A 20783-nucleotide genomic window follows, 5' to 3' on the forward strand; every position below is an offset into this window, starting at 1 on the left:
TAAGCCTTTTCTAGCCGTTTATGCAAGTCCGGTTGTGGGCAACGCGTTTGCCCATCGTTTGGCAAGCTCGACATCATCAAGTCCCAACTCGTGGCCATGCGGAACAAGCGCCACTTCGGCCTCCGCGCCAGCACCGATGAGATGCTGTTTCAGTGCTTCGACTTTGTCGCGGTAACGGTCCGTTTCGCCAGCCGCCAGCGTCAATCGCGTGGCCGAAAGATCGGTCTCCGGCCAATGGTCCAGCACCGGCATGGGCCGTAAAAGCAGCGCATCCGCTGCAAATTGCGGATGGAGCGCAAAGAAAGCGGCGAGGAAATTTGCGCCGTTGGAATGGCCGATGAAGCTGAGCTTGCTTTTATCGATACCATAGGCCTGCATCGCCCGCTCCATGAAGACAGCGAAGGCTTCTGCTTCCGAGACAATATCCTTCTGATCGAAAGTCGAATCGGCAAAACGGCGGAACCAGCGGGCAATGCCTTCTTCTGTGCTACGTCCACGCACACCCAGCAGCGTTGCATGTGGATTGGCCGTGTGGGCGAGCGCCATGAGGCTGGTTTCACTGCCGCCGGAGCCATGCAGCAAGATAATGGTGCTGCCATCCGGCTCTTTTGGTGTGTAGAAGCGGTGCACGAAGGGCAGGTCGCGGTAGATGACGCGCTCCTCACCCGGCAGCGAAAACTGAGGCAGCGCGACGCGCACGTCCTCTTCATCGCGCATGAAAAGCGGCGGGATGAACAGTTGCTCCCCCATTGTCTCGAACGGTTCGTCCACCGTCATGCCGGGTCCATCCGTCGCCATCTCGATCAGCACGTCGCCCGGCTCGCGCACATAAAGCGAGTGGAAATATTTGCGATCATGCGCATTGGTGGGCGAGGAGTTGAGCGATTTCAGCCCCTGGAGCGTTTCGTTCAGGTCGTCCATATCTGCCGCGCGAAAGGCGATATGATCCACCGTGCCGGTACCGGGGGCGCTGGACCAGAAGCCGGTGGCATCCCTGACATCGATGATATCGCCCGAGGCTGAAACAGTGCGGCGGATGGAGCCGTGCTGGCTGACGCTGATATAGCCGAAATGCTTGGCCAGGAAGTTTTCGGTTTCCTCCGGCACTTCGCTCAGCATGGTTGCGCCGCGAATACGGCGAATGGCATGTTCCAGCGGAATGCCGGGCGCTTCATGCGGGGTCGCTTCTGGAAAAGCATGGGTGCCGACGAGTTTCAGGATGATACCATCTGGGTCTTTCAGGCGAATGACCGGCTCGCCGAACTCTTCCATCGGGCCTTCCGTGCGAATGCCGGCAGACAGCCCTCGCGTCAGCCAGAAACCGATGCTGGCGGGATCGATGGCAAGCGACACTTCCAGCGTCTGGCCATAACCCACCCGGCCTTGCGCCCCATCTTCCCAAACCAGAAAGGTCAGAAGAGAGCCGGGGGAGGCGGCATGATCTCCATACAGCAGATGAAGTTGCATCGCGTCTTCGAAGCCGGCGGTGCGCTTTACCAGTCTCAAGCCCAGAAAGCCGACGTAGAAATCCACATTGGCCTGCACCTTGCGGGTAATCATGGTGATGTGGTGGATGCCAAGGGCCGATGTCATGAGCGGTGTCTCCGTGTCTTCATTCATGGCGGTATGTTCTTCGAGCAAAGTTTTTTGGCAATCCCACGCCAAGAGAACGATGTGTTCATTTTGTGAACAATCACGTGACAGTCTTCCCGATTGCCTGCGAAATATGCTTTCTGCACATAAGCGTGAAGCTTATTGATTATATTTTATGCGATATAAATTTTGAGCAAAATATGTGCGATTTTTGCTTGCTATCCCAATTTAAATTGGTTTGTATGGTCCCAACGAGATAAAAATCTCCAGAGGGAAAAAATCAGAATGTTGACGCGAAGGCTGTTTTCAAAAACAGCGGCTTTGGCCGCTATCGGTATGTTTGCAACTGTTGCAACTGCCCCAATACCAGCCTTCGCGGAAACACCCATAAAATTCACACTCGATTGGAAGTTCGAAGGTCCATCCGCAGGTTTCCTGCTGGCGCTGGACAAGGGTTACTTCAAGGCCGAAGGCCTGGATGTGACCATCGATAGCGGCAACGGCTCGGTCGAGGCCATCCCGCGCGTCGCGACCGGCGCGTACCAGATGGGTTTCGGCGACATCAATTCCGTCATGAAGTTCCTGGACGAAGACCCGACCCAGAAGGTGAAGGCCGTCTATATGGTCTATGAGCGCCCGACATTTGCAGTCGTGGGCCGCAAGTCGCTGGGCATCACGGGTGATCCGAAATCACTGGAAGGCAAGAAGCTGGGCGCACCGCCGCCGGATGGTGCCTTTGCGCAGTGGAAGGCCTTCAAGCAGGTCGCCAAGATCGATGACAGCAAGATCGATATCCAGTCCATCGGGTTTCCGGTTCGCGAGCCGATGCTGGCTAAAGGTGACGTGGACGCCGTCTTCGGCTTTGCCTTCTCCGTTATCTTGAACCTGAAGGCTCAGGGCATCGCGGATGACGATATCGCCACCATTCTGATGGCCGAACACGGCTTGAATCTCTATGGCAATGCCGTGCTGGTAAACACTGATTTTGCAGAGAAAAATCCTGAAGCAGTAAAGGGTTTCCTGAAAGCGCTGGCAAAGGGCTTCGCCGAGTCGGTCAAGAACCCGGAAGAGGGCGTGGCCGCGGTTTTGAAGCGCAACGAAACGCTGAACAGCGACATCGAATTGCAGCGCCTGACCATGGCCAATGCCATGAACATCAAGACACCTTACGTGGTGGAGAATGGCATGGGCGGCGTCGACCCGGCGCGTCTGGCAGCTTCCATGGAAACGCTGAAAGTCTCCGTCGGCCTTAAGGGCAATGTGAAGGCCGAGCAGGTTTTCGACGCCAGCTACCTGCCGCCCAAGGATGAGCGTCTGCTACCTTGATTGGGACGCGCTTACACCTTCCCTTCGTCATCCTAGGGCTTGTCCCTAGGATCTAACCACGTTCAATGTTGGGGTTCGTTAGATCCTCGGCACAAGGCCGAGGATGACGCTGAGTGAACTATTAGCGCCACGTTCCCCTCATGCTGCAAGAGATTCTATTACGAACAGGAACAAGCATGCCTCATCTGGTTGAAATCGATGGCGTCGATATGCGCTATGGCGGGGCATCGGGTACGCTTGCCGTTTCAGGTCTGGATCTCAAGGTCAAGAAAGGGCAGTTCGCGGCCGTCGTCGGGCCATCCGGTTGCGGTAAATCGACCTTGATGAAGCTCGTCACCGGCCTGCATATTCCGCAAAAAGGCAATGTCATCGTGGCCAATAAGCAGGTGACAGAGCCGGTGTCCATCGTCGGCATGGCGTTTCAGAACCCCACGATGTTGCCATGGCGCACGACGCTGGAAAACATTCTGCTGCCGCTGGAAATCGTTGAAAAACATCGCCACCGGCTGCGCGCGAACAAGGCTGAATATGTCGCCAAAGCGGAGCGTCTACTGGAAATCGTCGGGCTGAAAGGCTTCGGCTCCAAATTTCCATGGCAGCTGTCCGGCGGCATGCAGCAGCGCGCCAATCTGTGTCGCGCCTTGATCCATGAACCAGACTTGCTGATGTTGGACGAGCCCTTCGGCGCACTGGATGCCTTCACCCGCGAAGAATTGTGGTGCGTCATCCGCGATCTGCACGCCGCCAAGCGCGTCACCATTATTCTCGTCACGCATGATCTGCGCGAGGCGACATTTCTGGCCGACAAGATTTTCGTGATGAGCGCAAGACCGGGCCGGGTGCTGGCGGAACACAAGGTGCCTTTCGCCCGCCCGCGCCAACTCGATCTGATGTATGAAAAGAGCTTCAACGAAATGGTTCAGCAATTGCACGGCGAAATCGCCAAGGCGAGGGTGGCGGCATGAGCGCGGTTGTCGAAAACCCCGTTACCAAGGAGCCCCGCCTGCCACTGGTTGCCCGCGTGAACTGGGTCAAGGCTGCGCCCTGGCTCTATACGCTTGCGCTTTTTCTTGCGTGGGAACTGCTGGTCTACGCACTGAAGATGCCGCAGACCGTTTTGCCGTCGCCGGTGCGTGTCGGCCAGGCCATCATCCAATACTGGTCGCCGATCTGGAAAAACTCGCTGCAAACGCTTTACACGACGACGCTCGGCTTCGCGCTGGCTGTGGTTGCGGGGCTGGGAATCGGCCTGTTTATCGGCTGGTCGAAAACCATTTATGCGGGGCTTTACCCGCTGATGATCGGTTTCAACGCCATTCCCAAAGTCGCGCTGGTACCCATTCTCGTCATCTGGTTCGGCATCGGTACCGTGCCTGCGGTGCTGACGGCGTTTCTGATTTCCTTTTTCCCCATCGTCGTCAATGTCGCGACCGGCCTTGCCACCATTGAACCGGAAACCGAAGACGTTTTGCGGGCGCTGGGTGCCAAGAAAATGGACATCATGCTGAAAGTCGGCATTCCCCGCTCCATGCCCTATTTCTTCGGCTCCCTCAAAATCGCCATCACACTCGCCTTCGTCGGCTCCGTCGTCTCCGAAACCGTCGCCTCCAACTACGGCCTCGGCAACATGATGAGCTCGGCGCAAAGCCAGTTCAACGTACCGCTCGTCTTCGCCGGTCTGCTGATGCTGGCCGTAGAGGGCATCGTCATGTACGCACTGATGGCTTGGGTTGAGAGACGCATGACAGGCTGGGCGCACCGGTCCACGATGGGGCAGTAAGCGTATTAGGCGCGCGTTTCTTCCAAGCTATCCAGAATGCTTTGAACAGCATTTTTGAGCGGTGCGATGTGTTCGGTCACAACCGCCCAGACGACATCGTCGGCGACCTTGTGATATTCGTGGCGAAGGACATTTCCGACACCGCGAATCTGTTTCCAGGGAACATCGGGCGCGATGGCGAATAAATCATTAGGAATATGCCGCGAGGCCTCTGAAATGATTTCCAAGGCGCGCTGGATGGCAAGCTTCAACAGCCACTCGCGTTCGAAATCCTCTATGGTCTTTCCGGTCGTATGAGTCTCGATGCCATTGATTGCATCCAGCATCTCGACAAGAACCACATCGACCATGCGTTCCGCCATCAGAATATCCGGATTGCGGATTGTTCGATGTCGCCTTTCAGCATCGGGTGAAGGCTGGTGCGCGTGGTGACATCCACGGTTACCGATAGCTCTTCTTCCAGAAATTGCTTGATGCCGACCAGCTCGAAGAGGGAGAAGCGCTTTGCGGGATCATGATCGATGAAGAGGTCCAGATCGCTTGATGCAGAAGCCTCATCCCGTGCTGTCGAACCGAACATATAAAGCGTCGTTGCGCCCATGCGTTTCATCGCATCGGCGCGTTGCTTGAGCTTTTCTATGGCGACGGCTTTTTCCATGGTTGGACTTTATACCATCTGCCGCGCGCCATCTACTTCAATAAGCTGCGCTTAAGCCCCCTCGGCACTGACCTGCACATCCCGCTCATCAAACGCCGCCTTCAGCGCCTTGGTCACGTCGCGGGTGGTCGCGAACCAGTTTTCGCTGCGCGCCCAGTAGCGCAATTTTACCGTCGCGCCGTCATTGCTGACGGAATCGATGAAAGTGGTGGGCGCGGGGTCCAGCAGCACGCGGCTGTCGGAGCGGGCGATGGTCATCAGCATGTTCTGGGCGTCGGCGGTGCTTTCGCCCTTTGGGACGGTGACGCTGAGTTCGTGGCGGCGGGAGGGGAAGCGGCTGTAGTTGGTGATCGGTACGTTCCAGAGCGTGGAGTTGGGCGCAAGGCGGTAGAGGCCATCGCTGGTCTTCAGCTCTGTGGCGAAGAGGCCGATTTCAACGACGGTGCCGGTAACAGCGCTGGTTTCGATATATTCGCCGACGCGGAAAGGGCGAAGGACGAGCAGCATGATGCCAGCGGCGATGTTCTGAAGCGTTCCCTGAAGTGCGAGACCGACGGCCAAGCCTGCGGCACCCAGTGCGGCGAGGATGGATGCGGTCTGAACGCCGAACTGTCCGAGCACCATGACGAGCACGAGGATGAGGACGACATAGCGAACAATGCCTGAGAAGAAACGCGCCAGCGTTTCATCGAAACCACGAATGCGGGAAAGTCCTTCATAGGACCAGCGCTGTAACAACATCGCTGCAACCCAGCCGATGATGAGCAGTATAAGAGCGCCGACGATCGAGAAGGAATATTGAACCATCAAGGCGCTTGCCTGGCGAAGTGCCGCCTGGGATGCGACGATGATATCGGTTGCCTGCTGGTCCATAAAACTGCCCTTGTTCAATTTCAGTTGATTTCGTAACGAATGATGTCGGGCAGAGTTCCGCTTTTTTTCGCGGTTACGCCAGAACCGGCAACACGAAGGGCACGTTGCCATCCGTATCCGCACCGCGCCCAATCGTCTTGATCGCGGCAATCAGCGCACCGCCACGACCCAGCAACCGGTCGCCGATTTCAATGATGCGGGCATTGGGTGTGGCATAGGGGGAAACGGTGCGAAGCCGTGCGGCAAGGGCCGCATCGTCCTGCTCAGGCTGAACCGCAAGAGCGACGATAATGGCCGCAGCCGGGGAGCGGGAAACGCCCATCCAGCAATGGATCAGCAGCGGGGCCGATTGATCCCAGCCATGGGCGAAATCGATCAGTTGCTGAACGTGCAGATCGTCAGGCGCAATCAGCTTGTCGGTGCCTTTGAAGGTTATGTCGTTCATTTGCAGCGTCAGATGCCGGTCTGCGGAAATCACAGCAGGGCGATGAAAGGCCTGCTCCTTGGCAATCAACGTCACCATTTCCCGCGACTTATGGCGCACGGCCATTTCCGCGATACGCGAAAGAGGGCAAACAACGATCTGGCTCATGCCTTGCCCTTTCGCAGCACATCAATGGCCTCGAAGCGGTCGATGAAGCGGCTTTGGGCTTCAAGGGCTGGCACGGGGTCTATCTCGATCATGTCCTTGGTAATACCGCGCGGCAGGCCGAAAAACTTCTGCGCTTCAGCCATGGAAAACCCGGCAAGTTCGGTCGCTTCGAAATAGGCGGCCACAGTGTCCGCCTTCTTGATGCGGTCTTTGAGATCGCGGCTGGCATGCGGCGGCAGGGCAAAGCGCAGGTGCACGGCGGCTTCCAGCCGCTTCTCCACGCTCTTGTAGCCACCACCCACCACGGATTTGAACGGGGAGATCATGTCGCCGATGACATATTCGGGCGCATCATGCAGCAGCGCCATCAGCATATCGTCAGGCGTGGCAGCGGCGTTCATCCGGCAAAAGACCGTCTCGACGATCAGGCTGTGTTGCGCAACCGAAAAGGCATGGTCGCCGCGCGTCTGGCCGTTCCAGCGCGCCACACGGGCAAGACCATGGGCGATATCCGCCAGCTCCACGTCGAGCGGTGAGGGGTCCAGCAGGTCCAGCCGCCTGCCGGAAAGCATGCGCTGCCATGCGCGGGGTGTCTTAGACGTCGCCACGCTCAGTCTTCCGAAGTGGCTGACGGATCGACAGCGGGAAAGGTGAGGCCGCTCCATGCGGGCAGGGCAACGGTCACGGCGATGCCGCCGGTGGTGATATCCGTGCCAGATGCCATGGCATCTGCGGCGCGATCCGTGCGAATGATCGCCAGACCCTGCTTTCCGCTGACAGAGCCGAGTGTACCAATAGGCTTGCTGCCCGCGACGATTTCCGTGCCGGTAGCGGGGAGTTCAGCTTCGGAGGTCACGATGACCACGCGGCGTCGCGCCGTGCCGCGATGTTTCATGCGCGAGACGACTTCCTGACCGACAAAGCAGCCTTTTTTGAACGACACGCCGTCATTCACGTCCATCAGCACATCATGCGGAAAGGCGTCGCTCAGCGCGTAATCGATACCGGCGACGACGATGCCGTTTGCGGCGCGCAGGGCATCATAGGGGGAGGCTTCGCCAGAGGCGGCAGAACCGGGCAGCCGGTAGAGTTCGACGCCAGCTTTGGCAAAACGGCTATCCTTGATGGCACCTTCGGGTGCGGCTTCGTCCCAGAATACGCTTGCGCCCTTGGCTTCGTCCGCCTTCAAATCCACCGGCGCGCGCAGCTTGTACATGGTCAGGCGACGCAGCAGCGCGTCCTGCTGGTCCGCGCCCGTTTCCAGAACGTAACCTTCACCATTCCGCCAGATCACAAATTCGAACATGATCTTGCCCTGCGGCGTCAGCAGCGCGCCGACGCGTGCTTCGCTTTCAGGTAGTGAGTCGAGATCGGGCGTGATCAGATTTTGCAGGAAATCCGTGGCTCCGGTGCCGGAGACATGAATGAATGCGCGGTCTACTAGGAATGCGGAGGACATGTGCTTTACCATTCGGGTTGGTTTACCCCGAACAGTTAAGGTCTTTAACCACCAACGGCAAGCGTTGTGACTTCAGTCACCGGCGCTAAAGAACTTCCACTGGCCATCAGGCGAGATGCCGATGCGGTAAAAGCTGTAATTGCCATATTCCTGCATGTCGGCCAAATCGCCTGCCGTGATGATGCGCAGCAACTCCACCTTTTCCGGCGGTGTCAGCGTCGTCAGCGACTTTCCAGCGAAATAGGGGAAGACATACATTTCATCTGGGGTGCCAGCATCGACCCGTGCATAACCTGTGGAGAGGAGGTCGATGATGATGGCGAGCACTTCCAACCCGTCTGGATCACCGGAAAAGCTTTTCAGAGCGGCAATCGGGTCATTGCCGTTGTCGCCATCCACGCGGGCCTGGCTGGGGCCGGTATTGACGAGCGGACGCAGCTTTTCGATGTCGCCGGTGGAAGCGGCATCGATGATGAGCTGGCGCAGGCGACGCACGGGTTCCGGTGCCTTGCTGATATCATGTTCGATCTGTGCGGAAATCTGCGGCGCGTCGGCCTGCTGTCCGGATGAGCGGTTCACCAGAGGATCCGGCAGGGGAATGCCGTCCGAATCGCCTTCCACTGCTTCCGGTTCAACGGGCTGCTGCTTGTCGGCGGGCTTTTCGCTCTCACTTGCCGCGTCCGGTGCCGGGCGAAGCTCGGAAAGCGCAAAGGCACCATGGGGCACGCTGGCAACGGCCAGCGACAACATCAAGGAAAGCGCGGCAGAAGAGCGCAAAAGCCCCTTGCTAAAGCAAGACATGACTGAACTCCGGCTTACTGAATAATACGGTGAGGGGAGAATTCGCCCTCGAGCATCCGCTGACGCAGCGATTCGAGCATGGCTTCAGCGCCTGCTTCACCATGCATACGGACGGTTTCGCGCATGGCCAGAGCAATAGCGGCGTCTGCGATGATCTCCGGCTCGATGCCATCGGCCATACCATCGGCCCATGCTTCGTTCTGATGTTCCAGAGCGACCTGCATTTTTTCATGCACGATCATATCGTGGATTTCGTTACGGCTTGTTTGCATCTTTCATCCTCGACAGGCAGGCAACTCGTTACCACCCTGTTAACAACTCTAACAGTCTTTTATCAAAACGGCACGGCCTGCGGCCAAAAGAGGTTAATAAACCTCTAATTTCCAAACCTAGACGCGATTTCTTGCGCCAGTGTTGCCCCTTCGATACGGTATTTCTCTTCCGCCGCAATTGCAGCCGACGTGCAGGTGGTGTGGACCGCTGCAAATGTGCGGTATCCGCGGTTGAAAGCGGCCGTCATGCGTTGTTTGCGCTCCGGTTCGCTGGCGGTATCCGCCACCAGCAGATCGTTCATCGCCTTGCGCCATTCTTCCGAACCGGAGGCCGGGCAAATCGTGCGCAGATATTGCACCGCACCCAGTATTTCAGACAGCCGCGCCATCTGGTTATCGTAAGGGGCAGGCTTGTTGGCCGGCGGTGGTGCAACGGATTTTACCGACGGCTGCGCACCAACCTGAGATGTCATCGGCAAGGCAATGCCGAGACCCAGAAGCAGTGAGAGCAAAATCCGTGGTTTCATCAGTTTACGCATTACCCGACATGTCGTTTCGACAACGTGTGCACAACTAGCCGCGATTCTGCTCAGCATTGCAACTGGCCCAGCAAACGTTCAGCGCATTCCACAACGCTGTCAGGCGCGGGCAGACTGCGGATTTCCTCCAGCGTGTACCAGCCCGCATCCGCAGCATCATCTGCCGCCAGCACAGCGGCTTCAGCATCCGCTTCCACAGTGTAGACCGAAAGGAAGAAATGGCTCGTCAAATGTCCGTCGGCGTCATGGCTTGGCAGATCATAGGTCGCGAAAAGCTGTGGATGACGGGCAATGATGCCGGTTTCCTCCTCCAGTTCACGCAGCGCCGTCACTTCAGGTGTTTCTCCGGGCTCGCCGCGACCGCCGGGAAAGGCGAACATATCCTGTGATGGCGGGTTGATGCGCCGCACGAGCAGCACACGATCACCACGTCGGACGATTGCGGAAGAGGCAGGTTGGGGCAGGGGCATGCAGTGTCCTTATAAGGTTATGCATGCCATTATGCGCTCAACCTTGCAGGAAACGTGGCGGCATCTTATCGTTGTAGGGAAAATACTGAAAATAGGGCCGCGCCTCGGCAATCGTGCGCCTGACCGAAGGGCGCTCCATCAGTCGCTCGAAATAAGCCTTGGTGTTCGGCATGTCATCTTTGAACGGATGAAGGATCGACGCGTAAAACAGAGCAGGCGATGCCGCGCAATCCGCCATGGAGAAATGATCAGCGCCCGCCCACAGCCTTCCGGTCATGTGTTTTTCAAGCACGGCATAGGCCTTGTCCAGCATCGCAAAGGCTTCCGTAACGCCGTGCGGATCAAGGCAATCGGCCGGACGCAGCCGCTCCCCGACGATCCTCTGCATCGGCATATGGACGTAAAGGTCGAAAAAGCGGTCCCACAGCCGCGTCTGCAACGCCTGCTCCGCATCCACGGGCAACAGCTGCGCCGCACCCGGATAGTGCTGCTGCACATATTCGATCATGATGCTGGTTTCCGGAATATCCATGCCGGTGGCGCTATCATGCAGCACGGGAATTTTACCAATGGCCCAGCGCGAAAACAGCGCCTCTCTTGATTCGGAATCACCAAAATTGACCGTAACTGCTTCAAAAGGCGTCTCGTTTTCGTAAAGCGCAACAAGAGCCTTGTGACAAAAGGATGAGAGCGGATGAAGGTAGAGCGTAAGGGTCATGGTACCAGTTCCAATAAGTGATGGTCTTCAAGACGCGGCATTCAATATCGGATTGCTTCCGATATGATGCGCCAAAGGAATCGAAAATTCCACACTGTCGTTTGGCTGGAAAACGGAATGAAACTCTACCTCATCTACGCAGCCGCAGCGCTTGCCGAGATCGCCGGATGTTTTGCATTCTGGGCGTGGCTGCGCATGGAAAAATCCGGCGCGTGGATTTTGCCGGGGATGGTTTTGCTCGCAGCTTTTGCGTGGTTGCTGACGCTGGTACCGACAGAGGCGGCGGGCAGGGCCTATGCGGCTTATGGCGGCATCTATATTGTTGCCTCATTGATCTGGCTGTGGAGTGTGGAAGGACATGTGCCGGATCGTTGGGATGTGGCGGGCGGCGTTGTTTGTCTGGCGGGTGCATCGCTCATTCTTTTTGGACCGAGAGGTTAAGTCATGTGCGGGCGGTTTGTCTTGAATGCTTCGCCGGAAGAGGTGGCGGACTATCTGGATCTGATCGGGCTGGAGGATTTTCCGGCGCGGTTCAACATTGCGCCGACCCAGCCCATTCTCATCGTGCTCGAAGGCACGCAGCCTGAACCGGGCAGCAATCTGCCCAACCGGCAGGCCATGCTGGTGCGATGGGGCTTCATGCCCGGCTGGGTGAAAGACCCCAAGGAATTTCCGCTGCTGATCAATGCCCGGTCCGAAACGGCCATCGGCAAGGCGTCATTTCGCGCCGCCATGCGCCACCGGCGCGTTCTCATTCCCGCTACGGGATTTTACGAATGGCGCAGACCCGCCAAGGATGAAGGTGGAAAGCCGCAGGCTTTTTACATCAAGCCCAAAAAAGGCGGCATCATTGCCTTCGCCGGATTGATGGAGACATGGTCCTCTGCCGATGGTTCGGAGGTAGATACCGGCGCAATCCTCACCACATCCGCAAATCGCTCCATCGCGCGCATTCACGACCGCATGCCGGTGGTGATCTCACCCGAGGACTTCAGCCGGTGGCTGGATTGCAAAACGCAAGAGCCGCGCGAAATCCTTGATCTGATGAAAGCAGCCGACGAGGACTTCTTCGAGATGATCCCGGTGTCTGACAAGGTCAACAAGGTCGCCAATACAGGTGCCGATTTGCTTGAGCCGGTGGCGGAAGTGCTGGCTCCCGCACCAAAACAAGCGCCCAGAGACGATGCGCAAATGTCGTTGTTCTGAGCGAGAAACCCGTTATCGCCGGTCGATTTCGCGCATTTCGCTGCGAATGGTGACGTCGGAATAGACCTGGTTTCGCCCATTGGCTTTTGCAACGTAAAGCAACTGGTCGGCTGCCGTCAGTTGGTGGTCGATGGAGCCGCCCGTTTCAACCTCCACCACGCCCACGGAGATCGTGAGCGCAATATCCGTACCGCTCAAAGCTTTGCCGTTGCTCTCGACTTCCATACGCAAGCGCTCACAAAAAGCATGCGCTTTCTCGCCGTCCAGTCCTTTGAGGAAGATCGCAAATTCCTCGCCGCCAATACGGGCGACGATATGGTCTTGCGGCTCGCAGAAGCTGGAGAGCAGCTGTGACAGTTTCTTGAGCGCCTTATCACCGGCATTATGGCCAAATGTATCGTTGATCTGCTTGAAGTGATCGATATCCAGAATAGCGACGGCGCCGCTACTGATCGTCCCGTCACTGTTTTTCAATGCGTTGAGAAGGACATCCGCTTGCTCGAAGAATGAGCGCCGGTTGGGCAGACCGGTCAGGTGGTCCTTTTCCGCAAGTTCACGCAGCCGCATCAGTTGCTTCAGGGTTTCGACATTGTTGTCGATGCGACATTGCAACTCCTCGGGTACGAAGGGCCTGTAAATGAAGTCCGATGCGCCAGCCTTGAGAAAGTGTGCGGACAGCATCCTGTCTGTGGAAGAAGAAACGCCAATGATCCGAATATCCTCGGAGGAACGTTTTGCACGAATGAGCCGCGTCAGCTCATAACCGTCCATGTCAGGCATGTAGTAGTCGGTAATCACCAGTTGGATTGAGGAATCGCCGGATAGTATGTCCAGCGCCTGTGCGCCCGAATGGGCTTCGCGCACGCTGAAATTCTGCCGCGTCAAAATTTCCACGAGACTTGATCTCGCAGCCTTGGCATCATCGACGATGAGAATGGAAAATTGACGGTTGGTCAAAATCCGCTCCACGGTTTTGACCACTGTATCCACCGTACGGCGTCCGTCCTTGACGATGTAGTCGATGATTTTCTTCTCGGCATAATGCTGCCGCGCTTTTTCATCCACTGTCGCTGTGAAGACGATGGTGGGGACCTTGTGCTTTTCCAGCAGATTTAGGATTTCACCGTTCGGCGCATCGGCAACTGTCAGCCCGGTCAATGCCAGGGTAAAATTGTGCTGCGTCAGCAGGCCGGAGGCCTCCTTCAGGCTCTCGCAGTGAAAAATCTCAGCTGCCGTATCGTCTGTAAGTTTGTTTTTGAGCAAGATGGATAGAGCAACGGAATCTTCGATGAGAAGAATTTTATCCTGCATGACCTGGTCTCAACTTCTGAAAACGAATTGCGGAGTCATTGTTTTCGTTAAGCTGAAAAGCTCAGTTGCAGCAAACAGTGAAGAAACAATCATCCGAAAAGGCGTCGCGATTTGTAAAATTTAATATGTATTTAGTCTGTTTTACTTTTTCGTGAAGAGCCCAATTTTTACGATGAAATAGCGCATATCGAGTTTACGGCTGTGTGAACCGGCCAATAAAAATGGCACCTCGAAGGGTGCCAGTTCTGGTCAGCTTATGAGCGAATACCGCTAAAGATCAGGCCGCCTTTGACTCTTTCGGCTTGCGTGTCAGCATCATCGCAGCGGCTGCTACCGCCTTGAGACCGAGTGGTCTGTAGTGGCTGTTAAGATCAGGCTTTGCCGCCGATTCGGTGTTTTTCGTCTCGCTCATGTCAGTCTCCGAAGTTCCCCTTGAACGCGTCGATCTGACTGCGTTGCTGATAACCTCTCTCGAAGGAAATCGTGACGAATTCGAGGCAATTTTAATCAATTGAAAATTGCAGACTGCGACATTTCGTGTTCACCCACAGACATTATACTGCCGCAATGAAGCTGGCGGTTGTCCGAGCGAACTAAAGGCCTCGGTCCATACCGCCGCCGTGGTCATCATGAACATCCTCAATCGTCAGTGTACCAAAGCGTTTGTGCCAGAGGCGAGCGCTGAACGGCAGGAAGATCAGATAGGCGAGAACCGTCAGAACCAGCACTTCCCATGTGAAGCTCATCAATAGCGCGACGTACAGCACGACGATGAGGATAGCGGGCAGCACCAGATCGCGGCGAATGCGGCTTTCGGATTTGCCGGACCAGACCGGCAAACGGCTGATGAGGAAGTAAGCGATCAATACAGTGTAAGCAGCGGAGATGTAGGCAAATGTCTTGCCGGCCTCGACGCCGATGAAGCCAAGATAGACGGGCAGAAGCACCAGCATCGCGCCCATGGGGGCAGGTACGCCGACGAAGAATTCGTTCTGCCAGGGTGCTTTGACTTCACGCTCGATCATGACGTTGAACCGCGCCAGGCGAAGGCCCGCCGCGATAACGTAGATGAGGGCGGCAATCCAACCGAGAGACCGAGCCTGATCCAGCAGATAGGCATAAACGACGAGGGCAGGGGCGACGCCGAAATTGACGATATCGGCCAGCGAATCCATCTGCGCGCCGAACTTGGACGTTGCCTTCATCATGCGCGCCAAGCGGCCATCGACACCGTCGAGAAACGCAGCCAGCAGAACCATGGCCACCGCCAGTTCGAACCGGCCCTCAAAGGCCAGCCGAACACCGCTCAGACCTGCGCAAATGGCAAGAACTGTAACGAGATTGGGAATGACGAGACGCAGCGGGATTTCCCGCAAACGCGGCCCGCGTCCACCATCCGTGTCAATCTCTGGCTTGCCGTTGATGCTTGGTTCAGACGTCGGCGTTTCCATGGCGCTTGCCTCCCTGTCGTTCTATCAGCCGCGACGGCTGACGAGCGGGCCCTTGGCCGAGCCGAATTCCGCCAGAACGGTTTCACCGGCAATGGCGGTCTGGCCAACGGACACGCGTGGCTGGAAACCTTCCGGCAGGAAGATGTCGAGGCGCGAGCCGAAACGGATGAGGCCGAAGCGCTCACCGGCATCCACAGGCTCGTTCGGCTTGACCCAGCAGACGATGCGGCGGGCAACCATACCGGCGATCTGCACGACGCCGACCTTGCCATGTGCGGTCTCGATGACGAGGCCGTTGCGCTCATTGTCTTCCGAAGCCTTGTCGACTTCGGCATTGAGGAACAGGCCAGGGCGATAGGCAACGTTGATGATGCGACCGCGCACCGGTGCGCGGTTTACGTGGCAGTTGAAGACGTTCATGAAAACGGAGATGCGAACCATCGGTTCTTTGCCGAGTTCCAGCTCCAGCGGTGGAACGACGGTCATCACGGCAGAGACCTTGCCATCGGCAGGGCTGATGATGAGGTCGTCATCCTGCGGCGTTACACGCTCAGGATCGCGGAAGAAATAGGCGCACCAGAGGGTGAGAACGAGGCCGACCCAGAAAAGCGGTTCGGCTATCCAGCCAAGCACCAGCGATGCGATGAAGAAGGCGGCGACGAAAACATAACCTTCCTTATGGATCGGCACGATGGTGTTACGAATGGTGTCGAACAGGTTCATTGATCTTTCTTCTCCGAATTGGTTATCGCTGCATATATAATTGTTTGACGCCGATATACATGTTCTAACGCGATAAAACACGCATAGGTGACTACAGGCAAACCGTGTCACGGGCAATGTGTTCCGCTTGCGCGCAACGGGTTATACCGCTCAATGCGCTGGTTCTCCACGGTCTACGACACCCAGATCGTCTTTCTCACGCACTTCGCGCAGCCGTTCCTCGGCCTGAATGGCTTCGCGCTGACGGCTCCACATGGAGGCGTAGAGTCCGCCGGACGCGATGAGGGAGACATGTGTGCCACGCTCGGCAATCATGCCGTCTTTCAAAACGATGATCTCATCCGCACCGATAACGGTCGACAGGCGGTGGGCGATGACGAGTGTGGTGCGGTTTTTCGACACCACATCCAATGCGCTTTGGATTTCCTGTTCCGTATGCGTATCCAGCGCCGAGGTCGCCTCATCGAGAATGAGAATGGGCGGTGCCTTCAAAATCGTGCGGGCAATGGCGACGCGCTGTTTCTCTCCACCGGAAAGCTTCAAGCCGCGCTCACCCACCATGGTCTGGTAGCCATGCGGCAACTTGCTGATGAAACCGCTGATCTGTGCCGCATTTGCCGCCGCAAAGACGTCCGCTTCCGTCGCATCCGGCCGTCCATAACGGATATTGTAAGCCAGCGTATCGTTGAACAGCACCGTATCCTGTGGAACCATGCCGATGACCGAGCGCAGGCTCTTTTGCGTCACGCCACGAATATCCTGGCCATCGATGGTGATCGAGCCATCCTGGATATCGTAAAAGCGGTAGAGAAGACGCGACAGCGTGGACTTTCCGGCCCCCGACGGCCCAACGATGGCCACCGTCTTGCCTGCGGGAACATCGAAGGAAATGCCCTTGAGAATAGGCCGCTCCGGGTCATAGGCAAAGCGCACATCGCGAAAACAGAGCGCACCGGTGCCGATCTGTAATTCTTTCGCATCCGGCGCATCCACCACTTCCGCCTGGACTTCCAGCAGGTCGAACATCTCTTCGATATCCGTCAGGCCCTGGCGGATTTCGCGGTAGACGAAGCCGATGAAGTTCAGCGGTACCGAAAGCTGCAACAAAAGCGCATTGATGAAAACGAAATCACCGATGCTCTGTTCGCCGCGTTGCACAGCCATCGCCGACATGACCATCATCACAGTCGAGCCGATGCCAAAAATCACGCCCTGGCCGAAGTTGAGCCAGCCGAGCGACGTCCAGATGGCGGTGGCTGACTTCTCGTATTTCGCCATGGAGGCATCGAAACGATTGGCCTCCATCTGTTCGTTGCCGAAATATTTGACGGTTTCGAAGTTCAAGAGAGAATCGATCGCCTTGGTGTTGGCGTCGGTGTCGCTGTCGTTCATGGAGCGGCGAATGCCGATGCGCCAGTTGCTGGCCCTGACCGTAAACCAGATATAGGCCCATACGGTGATGACCGTGACCGCCACATACCAGAAGCCGTAGGACAGCCAGAAGATGACGGCGGTCAGCAGAAACTCGATAAACGTCGGCGCGGTGTTGAGAATGGTGAAGCGGACGATGGTTTCGATGCCCTTCGTGCCGCGCTCGATGACGCGCGAAAGGCCGCCTGTCTTGCGCTCCAGATGGAAGCGCAGCGACAGCCGGTGCATATGCACGAAGGTCTTGTAGGCAAGTTGGCGAACCGCGTGCTGGCCGACGCTGGCAAACAGCGCGTCGCGCAACTGGTTCAAGCCGATCTGGATGAGGCGCGTCAGATTATAGGCAATGACCAGCACCACGGCACCCAGCAGGAAAACGGGCAAGAGACCCGCCATATCCAGCTTGCCATTCAGCGCATCCGTTGCCCATTTGAAGAAGTAGGGAACAGAGATCAGCACGAACTTGGCGAGGATGAGGAAGAAGGTTGCCCAGACCACGCGCATCTTCAGGTCAGGCCTGCCTTGCGGCCACATGTACGGCCACAGGTTGATGATGGTCTGCAGCGGATTTCCCGCATCCGCTGAAATCGTCTTTTTCTGGTCGGTCATAACATGCTCCGGTGTCTGCCAGAGTGCAGACAGCAAGACGGCGGCCCGCTGATCCGGGCCGCCGTCTTGACGTTAAATAATGGTGACATCACACGATTGCAATGCCTGGCAGCGCTGAGATCAGCGACCCATCATGCGCTTGCGGTGCAGTTCTTCCGCATTCGGCAAGGCACTCTCGGGAACACCGAAAATCTGGCCCGGCTCGATGAGGTCGGGGTTTTTGATTTGGTCCCGATTGGCAAGATAGATCGTCGTGTAACGCACGCCCTGGCCATAAACGCGGCGCGAAATCTGCCACAGCGTATCGCCACGACGGATGATCACGGCGCTATCGCTATGGGCAAGCGGTGCCTGTTCGAATGTCTTCGGACCCGTCGTTGGTGCCTGGGCCTGGGCCTGAGCGGAAGAGGCATCGGCAGAAGCAGGTGCTGGCGCATTCAGTTCTGCGAAGCGATCCGCCAATCCGGCAATCTGCTTGCCAACCGCCGCAACATTGTTTGGCAATCCATCGATGATGGTAAACAGCGCACGCGCCTTGGCAGCAATGTCACCGGCGAAAGTCGTAAACGCCGCATCCGCAGTTGCGGCAGTGCGGAACTCGGACAAAGAGCGCAGGGCAATTGCGGTCGCAGATTTTGCAGCGGCAACCTCTTCCAGAGCAGGCGTGTTGCCGTCCTTGTAGAGCCCCGAAAGAATGGAGAATGCTTTGGTCACATCGATGCGCAATGCTTCGAAGGCCGAGCGGTCGCTGACCACATCAGGCGTTTGTGCAGCGGTGCCATTTGCAGGGGCAGATGGCTGAGCCGGTGTCTGTTGCATGGCAACGGTTGCCTGATCTGTCTCGGGACGCGCAAATGGCACACGCACGCGAACGGTAACGTTGCCAGCCGCATCCAGTGCTTCGGCGGTCACGATGTGATTGCCGACCGAGAGATCGACATCGCCTTCGATCACGAAACTGCCGGACGCTTCTGCCTTGCCGTTGCCGATCTGCTTGTCATCCACGAGAACCCGAACGGCTGCACCGGCAGGCGCAGAGCCCGCAACGAAGATTTTGGACCCTTCGAATTCCACAGCCAGAACACGAATGGTCGGCGTTTCAGATGGCGTGGCCGCAGGCGTTTGGCTTGGCGACACCGTCGTCGTGCCGTTTTGCGCCGGCGTGGCAGGTGTCGTTTGTGGCTGTGCAGGCACCGCTGTCGCTGGAGGCGTGGCCTGCGCAGTGTCTGTAGCGGGCGCGCCTTCCGGTACGCTCATCAGGCGGCTTGCCTTGCCGGGTGTGGTTACCATGGCAAGCAGCTCGCCGTTTTTCTGCGCAGGTACGGAAACCGTGGCGGTCTCCTGAGACTGCACCGCGTTGCCATCCGTGCCGGTAGAGCGAAGAATAATTTCGTGGTCACCGGGCTTGAGCGGGTTGTCGAGGACGGCAACGAAATCACCGCTTCCTTCGACCTTCGTCTGGGCAATCACCTGACCATTGTTGACGATTTCGAGCTTGGAGCCGGGCACGGCCTTGCCAGCGATGACGGCGGAGCCATTCGGCTCGACACGAAGGACATCGAAGGTTGGCACCTTTGCCGCGTCTGCGGGGGTCGAGGCCGGGGCAGGGGCGGGAGCCGCAGGTGTTGGCGCGGTCGCAGGCTTTTCCGGAACCGGTGCACCATCATCGGTGCCAGCGAAGACGCCACCGAGACGACGGACCTGAGCTGCAGCAGCGGATGCATCCGCAGGCAGGCCACGCAGGAAGGCAATTGTTCTTTCAGCCGCAGTGCGCGCCGTCGTAATCAGTCGCGAGGTGGTCTCATCCAGAGATTCGGGAATGGCGACGTTGTCGAGTTCCTTCAGCGAGTCCTCGACCTTCTTTCGGGCAGCGGCGAACTCTTCATTGGAAGGCACCTTGTTGTCCGCGAAGCGACCGGTCATATCCTTGATGGACTGGTTTGCCGATTCCGCCAGCCGGCCGACTTTTTCGGCCACGTTTTCCGTGTCCTTGGCGGCGTCAGACAAGAGATCGCCCGCCTTTTCGCCACCCATTTCCACACTGTTCTTGACGTCGTTGCCAGCCTGATTGATTACATCACCAATCGGCTTGTCGTCACTGGACATGCGTGGAAGAACGAAGAAGACCATGAGCAGCGTCGCGACGCCCAGCACGATAAGCGCCAGCAGTCCGGCCCTTTTATTGTTCATTGTCTATCTCCGGGTAACGTTCTTGTCTTTACGTTGCGATAGCTAGCGTCTAAGTCGTGCGCGCACAAGCGGCACCCCCTGCAAAAGCTGTGTTTCCGGGCTGTCAGTCCCCAAATTTTCTTGACGGATCGGCTGCCCCATAGTTCCCTCGTGCCATGACTGAAGAAAATACACCGATTCGATCCATCTGCGTTTATTGCGGTTCCCAGCCCGGGCGTGATCCGGCCTATATGGAAGCGGGACGCCTTCTCGGAAAATCCATCGCCGAAAACGGCATTCGCCTCGTCTATGGCGGCGGCACGAAAGGCATCATGGGTGCCGTCGCAAGCGGCGTCCTGTCCAGCGGCGGCGAAGTCACCGGCATCATACCGGAATTTCTGGTCGATATGGAGGCCACACGCCATTCTCTCGGACAATTGAACGAATTGATCATCACCAAGGACATGCATGAGCGCAAGCACATGATGTTCGAGCGCTCCGATGCCTTCGTCACCTTGCCCGGCGGCATCGGCACGCTGGAAGAGATCGTCGAGATCATGACCTGGGCGCAGCTTGGCCGCCACGCCAAGCCCATGGTCTTCGCCAATATCAACGGCTTCTGGGACCCGATGCTGGAACTGATCCGCCATATGCGCGATCAGGGCTTCATCCACCGCGCCCATCTGCTGAACCCGTTGGTAATCGACGAGACGCAAAACATCGTTCCCGCCATCATAGAACGCGCCAAGGCGCAGCAAAACCCTGAAGGCGATCAGTCGGTCATCTCTCAGCTTTGAGATCTGAC

The 20783-nt window shown here is 57.3% G+C and carries 24 protein-coding genes; 6 read left to right on the forward strand and 18 right to left on the reverse strand.

Annotated elements, in window-relative coordinates; genetic code table 11:
• Positions 1-18: 18 nt before the first annotated feature.
• On the reverse strand, positions 19-1593 hold the full coding sequence (locus tag CPJ18_RS13735) for a VOC family protein (RefSeq protein WP_103659138.1): 1575 nt from the start codon (positions 1591-1593) through the stop codon (positions 19-21).
• Positions 1594-1878: 285 nt separating this feature from the next.
• On the opposite strand from CPJ18_RS13735, the gene CPJ18_RS13740 reads away from it, so the two are divergent.
• The 3 genes from CPJ18_RS13740 (at position 1879) to CPJ18_RS13750 (ending at position 4699) form a co-directional block, all read left to right on the forward strand.
• Positions 1879-2919, forward strand: a complete 1041-nt coding sequence (locus CPJ18_RS13740) for an ABC transporter substrate-binding protein (protein ID WP_103658940.1) — start codon at positions 1879-1881, stop codon at positions 2917-2919.
• Positions 2920-3095: 176 nt separating this feature from the next.
• A complete protein-coding gene (locus CPJ18_RS13745; protein WP_077107173.1) occupies positions 3096-3884 on the forward strand; it encodes an ABC transporter ATP-binding protein in 789 nt (262 codons plus the stop codon).
• Entirely contained in the window at positions 3881-4699 is an 819-nt protein-coding gene (locus CPJ18_RS13750; RefSeq protein WP_077122248.1) for an ABC transporter permease, read from the forward strand. Before CPJ18_RS13745 ends, CPJ18_RS13750 begins: the two co-directional genes overlap by 4 nt.
• Positions 4700-4704: 5 nt before the next feature.
• Here CPJ18_RS13750 and CPJ18_RS13755 read toward each other — a convergent pair whose 3' ends face one another.
• The 11 genes from CPJ18_RS13755 to CPJ18_RS13805 form a co-directional block, all read right to left on the reverse strand.
• Positions 4705-5061 (reverse strand): HepT-like ribonuclease domain-containing protein, encoded by a 357-nt coding sequence (locus tag CPJ18_RS13755; protein ID WP_103658942.1) that lies wholly within the window; start codon positions 5059-5061, stop codon positions 4705-4707.
• The gene (locus CPJ18_RS13760) at positions 5061-5357 is read right to left on the reverse strand and encodes a nucleotidyltransferase family protein (protein WP_103658944.1); all 297 of its coding nucleotides are present in this window, start codon (positions 5355-5357) and stop codon (positions 5061-5063) included. The genes CPJ18_RS13755 and CPJ18_RS13760 overlap by 1 nt, the downstream gene beginning before the upstream one ends.
• Before the next feature lie 51 nt (positions 5358-5408).
• On the reverse strand, positions 5409-6230 hold the full coding sequence (locus CPJ18_RS13765; RefSeq protein WP_103658946.1) for a mechanosensitive ion channel family protein: 822 nt from the start codon (positions 6228-6230) through the stop codon (positions 5409-5411).
• Positions 6231-6303: 73 nt separating this feature from the next.
• Positions 6304-6822, reverse strand: coding sequence for a tyrosine phosphatase family protein (locus tag CPJ18_RS13770; protein WP_077122244.1), 519 nt, complete (start codon positions 6820-6822; stop codon positions 6304-6306).
• Entirely contained in the window at positions 6819-7430 is a 612-nt protein-coding gene (locus CPJ18_RS13775) for a YfbR-like 5'-deoxynucleotidase (RefSeq protein ID WP_167397896.1), read from the reverse strand. Before CPJ18_RS13775 ends, CPJ18_RS13770 begins: the two co-directional genes overlap by 4 nt.
• 2 nt (positions 7431-7432) lie before the next feature.
• Entirely contained in the window at positions 7433-8281 is an 849-nt protein-coding gene (gene ygfZ / locus CPJ18_RS13780) for a CAF17-like 4Fe-4S cluster assembly/insertion protein YgfZ (RefSeq protein WP_103659140.1), read from the reverse strand.
• Between the two features lie 72 nt (positions 8282-8353).
• Complete coding sequence (locus CPJ18_RS13785; protein WP_103658950.1) at positions 8354-9082, reverse strand: hypothetical protein; 729 nt, start codon at positions 9080-9082, stop codon at positions 8354-8356.
• Positions 9083-9096: 14 nt separating this feature from the next.
• Positions 9097-9354 (reverse strand): hypothetical protein, encoded by a 258-nt coding sequence (locus tag CPJ18_RS13790; RefSeq protein ID WP_077107164.1) that lies wholly within the window; start codon positions 9352-9354, stop codon positions 9097-9099.
• A gap of 104 nt (positions 9355-9458) precedes the next feature.
• Positions 9459-9884: a TIGR02301 family protein gene (locus CPJ18_RS13795; protein ID WP_103659141.1), complete on the reverse strand. Its 426-nt coding sequence runs from the start codon at positions 9882-9884 to the stop codon at positions 9459-9461.
• 59 nt (positions 9885-9943) lie between these two features.
• Positions 9944-10363: an NUDIX hydrolase gene (locus CPJ18_RS13800; protein ID WP_103658952.1), complete on the reverse strand. Its 420-nt coding sequence runs from the start codon at positions 10361-10363 to the stop codon at positions 9944-9946.
• 37 nt (positions 10364-10400) lie between these two features.
• Positions 10401-11081, reverse strand: a complete 681-nt coding sequence (locus CPJ18_RS13805; RefSeq protein WP_103658954.1) for a glutathione S-transferase family protein — start codon at positions 11079-11081, stop codon at positions 10401-10403.
• A 117-nt stretch (positions 11082-11198) separates the two neighbouring features.
• Between CPJ18_RS13805 and CPJ18_RS13810 the strand changes: the two genes are divergently transcribed.
• Together CPJ18_RS13810 and CPJ18_RS13815 are read left to right on the forward strand one after the other, a co-directional pair.
• Complete coding sequence (locus CPJ18_RS13810; protein ID WP_103659142.1) at positions 11199-11522, forward strand: YnfA family protein; 324 nt, start codon at positions 11199-11201, stop codon at positions 11520-11522.
• A 3-nt stretch (positions 11523-11525) separates the two neighbouring features.
• Positions 11526-12287, forward strand: coding sequence for an SOS response-associated peptidase (locus CPJ18_RS13815; protein ID WP_103658956.1), 762 nt, complete (start codon positions 11526-11528; stop codon positions 12285-12287).
• A gap of 12 nt (positions 12288-12299) precedes the next feature.
• Here CPJ18_RS13815 and CPJ18_RS13820 read toward each other — a convergent pair whose 3' ends face one another.
• The 6 genes from CPJ18_RS13820 to CPJ18_RS13840 form a co-directional block, all read right to left on the reverse strand.
• Positions 12300-13598 (reverse strand): GGDEF domain-containing response regulator, encoded by a 1299-nt coding sequence (locus tag CPJ18_RS13820; protein WP_103658958.1) that lies wholly within the window; start codon positions 13596-13598, stop codon positions 12300-12302.
• Between the two features lie 277 nt (positions 13599-13875).
• Positions 13876-14010: a hypothetical protein gene (locus CPJ18_RS27465; protein WP_281063041.1), complete on the reverse strand. Its 135-nt coding sequence runs from the start codon at positions 14008-14010 to the stop codon at positions 13876-13878.
• A gap of 181 nt (positions 14011-14191) precedes the next feature.
• Entirely contained in the window at positions 14192-15049 is an 858-nt protein-coding gene (locus CPJ18_RS13825; RefSeq protein WP_077107157.1) for a CDP-alcohol phosphatidyltransferase family protein, read from the reverse strand.
• 24 nt (positions 15050-15073) lie between these two features.
• A complete protein-coding gene (locus tag CPJ18_RS13830) occupies positions 15074-15772 on the reverse strand; it encodes a phosphatidylserine decarboxylase (RefSeq protein WP_103587628.1) in 699 nt (232 codons plus the stop codon).
• A gap of 150 nt (positions 15773-15922) precedes the next feature.
• Positions 15923-17809, reverse strand: a complete 1887-nt coding sequence (locus CPJ18_RS13835) for an ABCB family ABC transporter ATP-binding protein/permease (protein WP_103658960.1) — start codon at positions 17807-17809, stop codon at positions 15923-15925.
• 120 nt (positions 17810-17929) lie between these two features.
• Complete coding sequence (locus tag CPJ18_RS13840) at positions 17930-19999, reverse strand: LysM peptidoglycan-binding domain-containing protein (RefSeq protein WP_103658962.1); 2070 nt, start codon at positions 19997-19999, stop codon at positions 17930-17932.
• A gap of 155 nt (positions 20000-20154) precedes the next feature.
• Between CPJ18_RS13840 and CPJ18_RS13845 the strand changes: the two genes are divergently transcribed.
• Positions 20155-20775, forward strand: coding sequence for an LOG family protein (locus CPJ18_RS13845; protein WP_077122233.1), 621 nt, complete (start codon positions 20155-20157; stop codon positions 20773-20775).
• Positions 20776-20783 lie beyond the last annotated feature (8 nt).

Origin of the sequence: Agrobacterium rosae (assembly GCF_002915175.1) — a bacterium.
GTDB lineage: Bacteria > Pseudomonadota > Alphaproteobacteria > Rhizobiales > Rhizobiaceae > Agrobacterium > Agrobacterium rosae.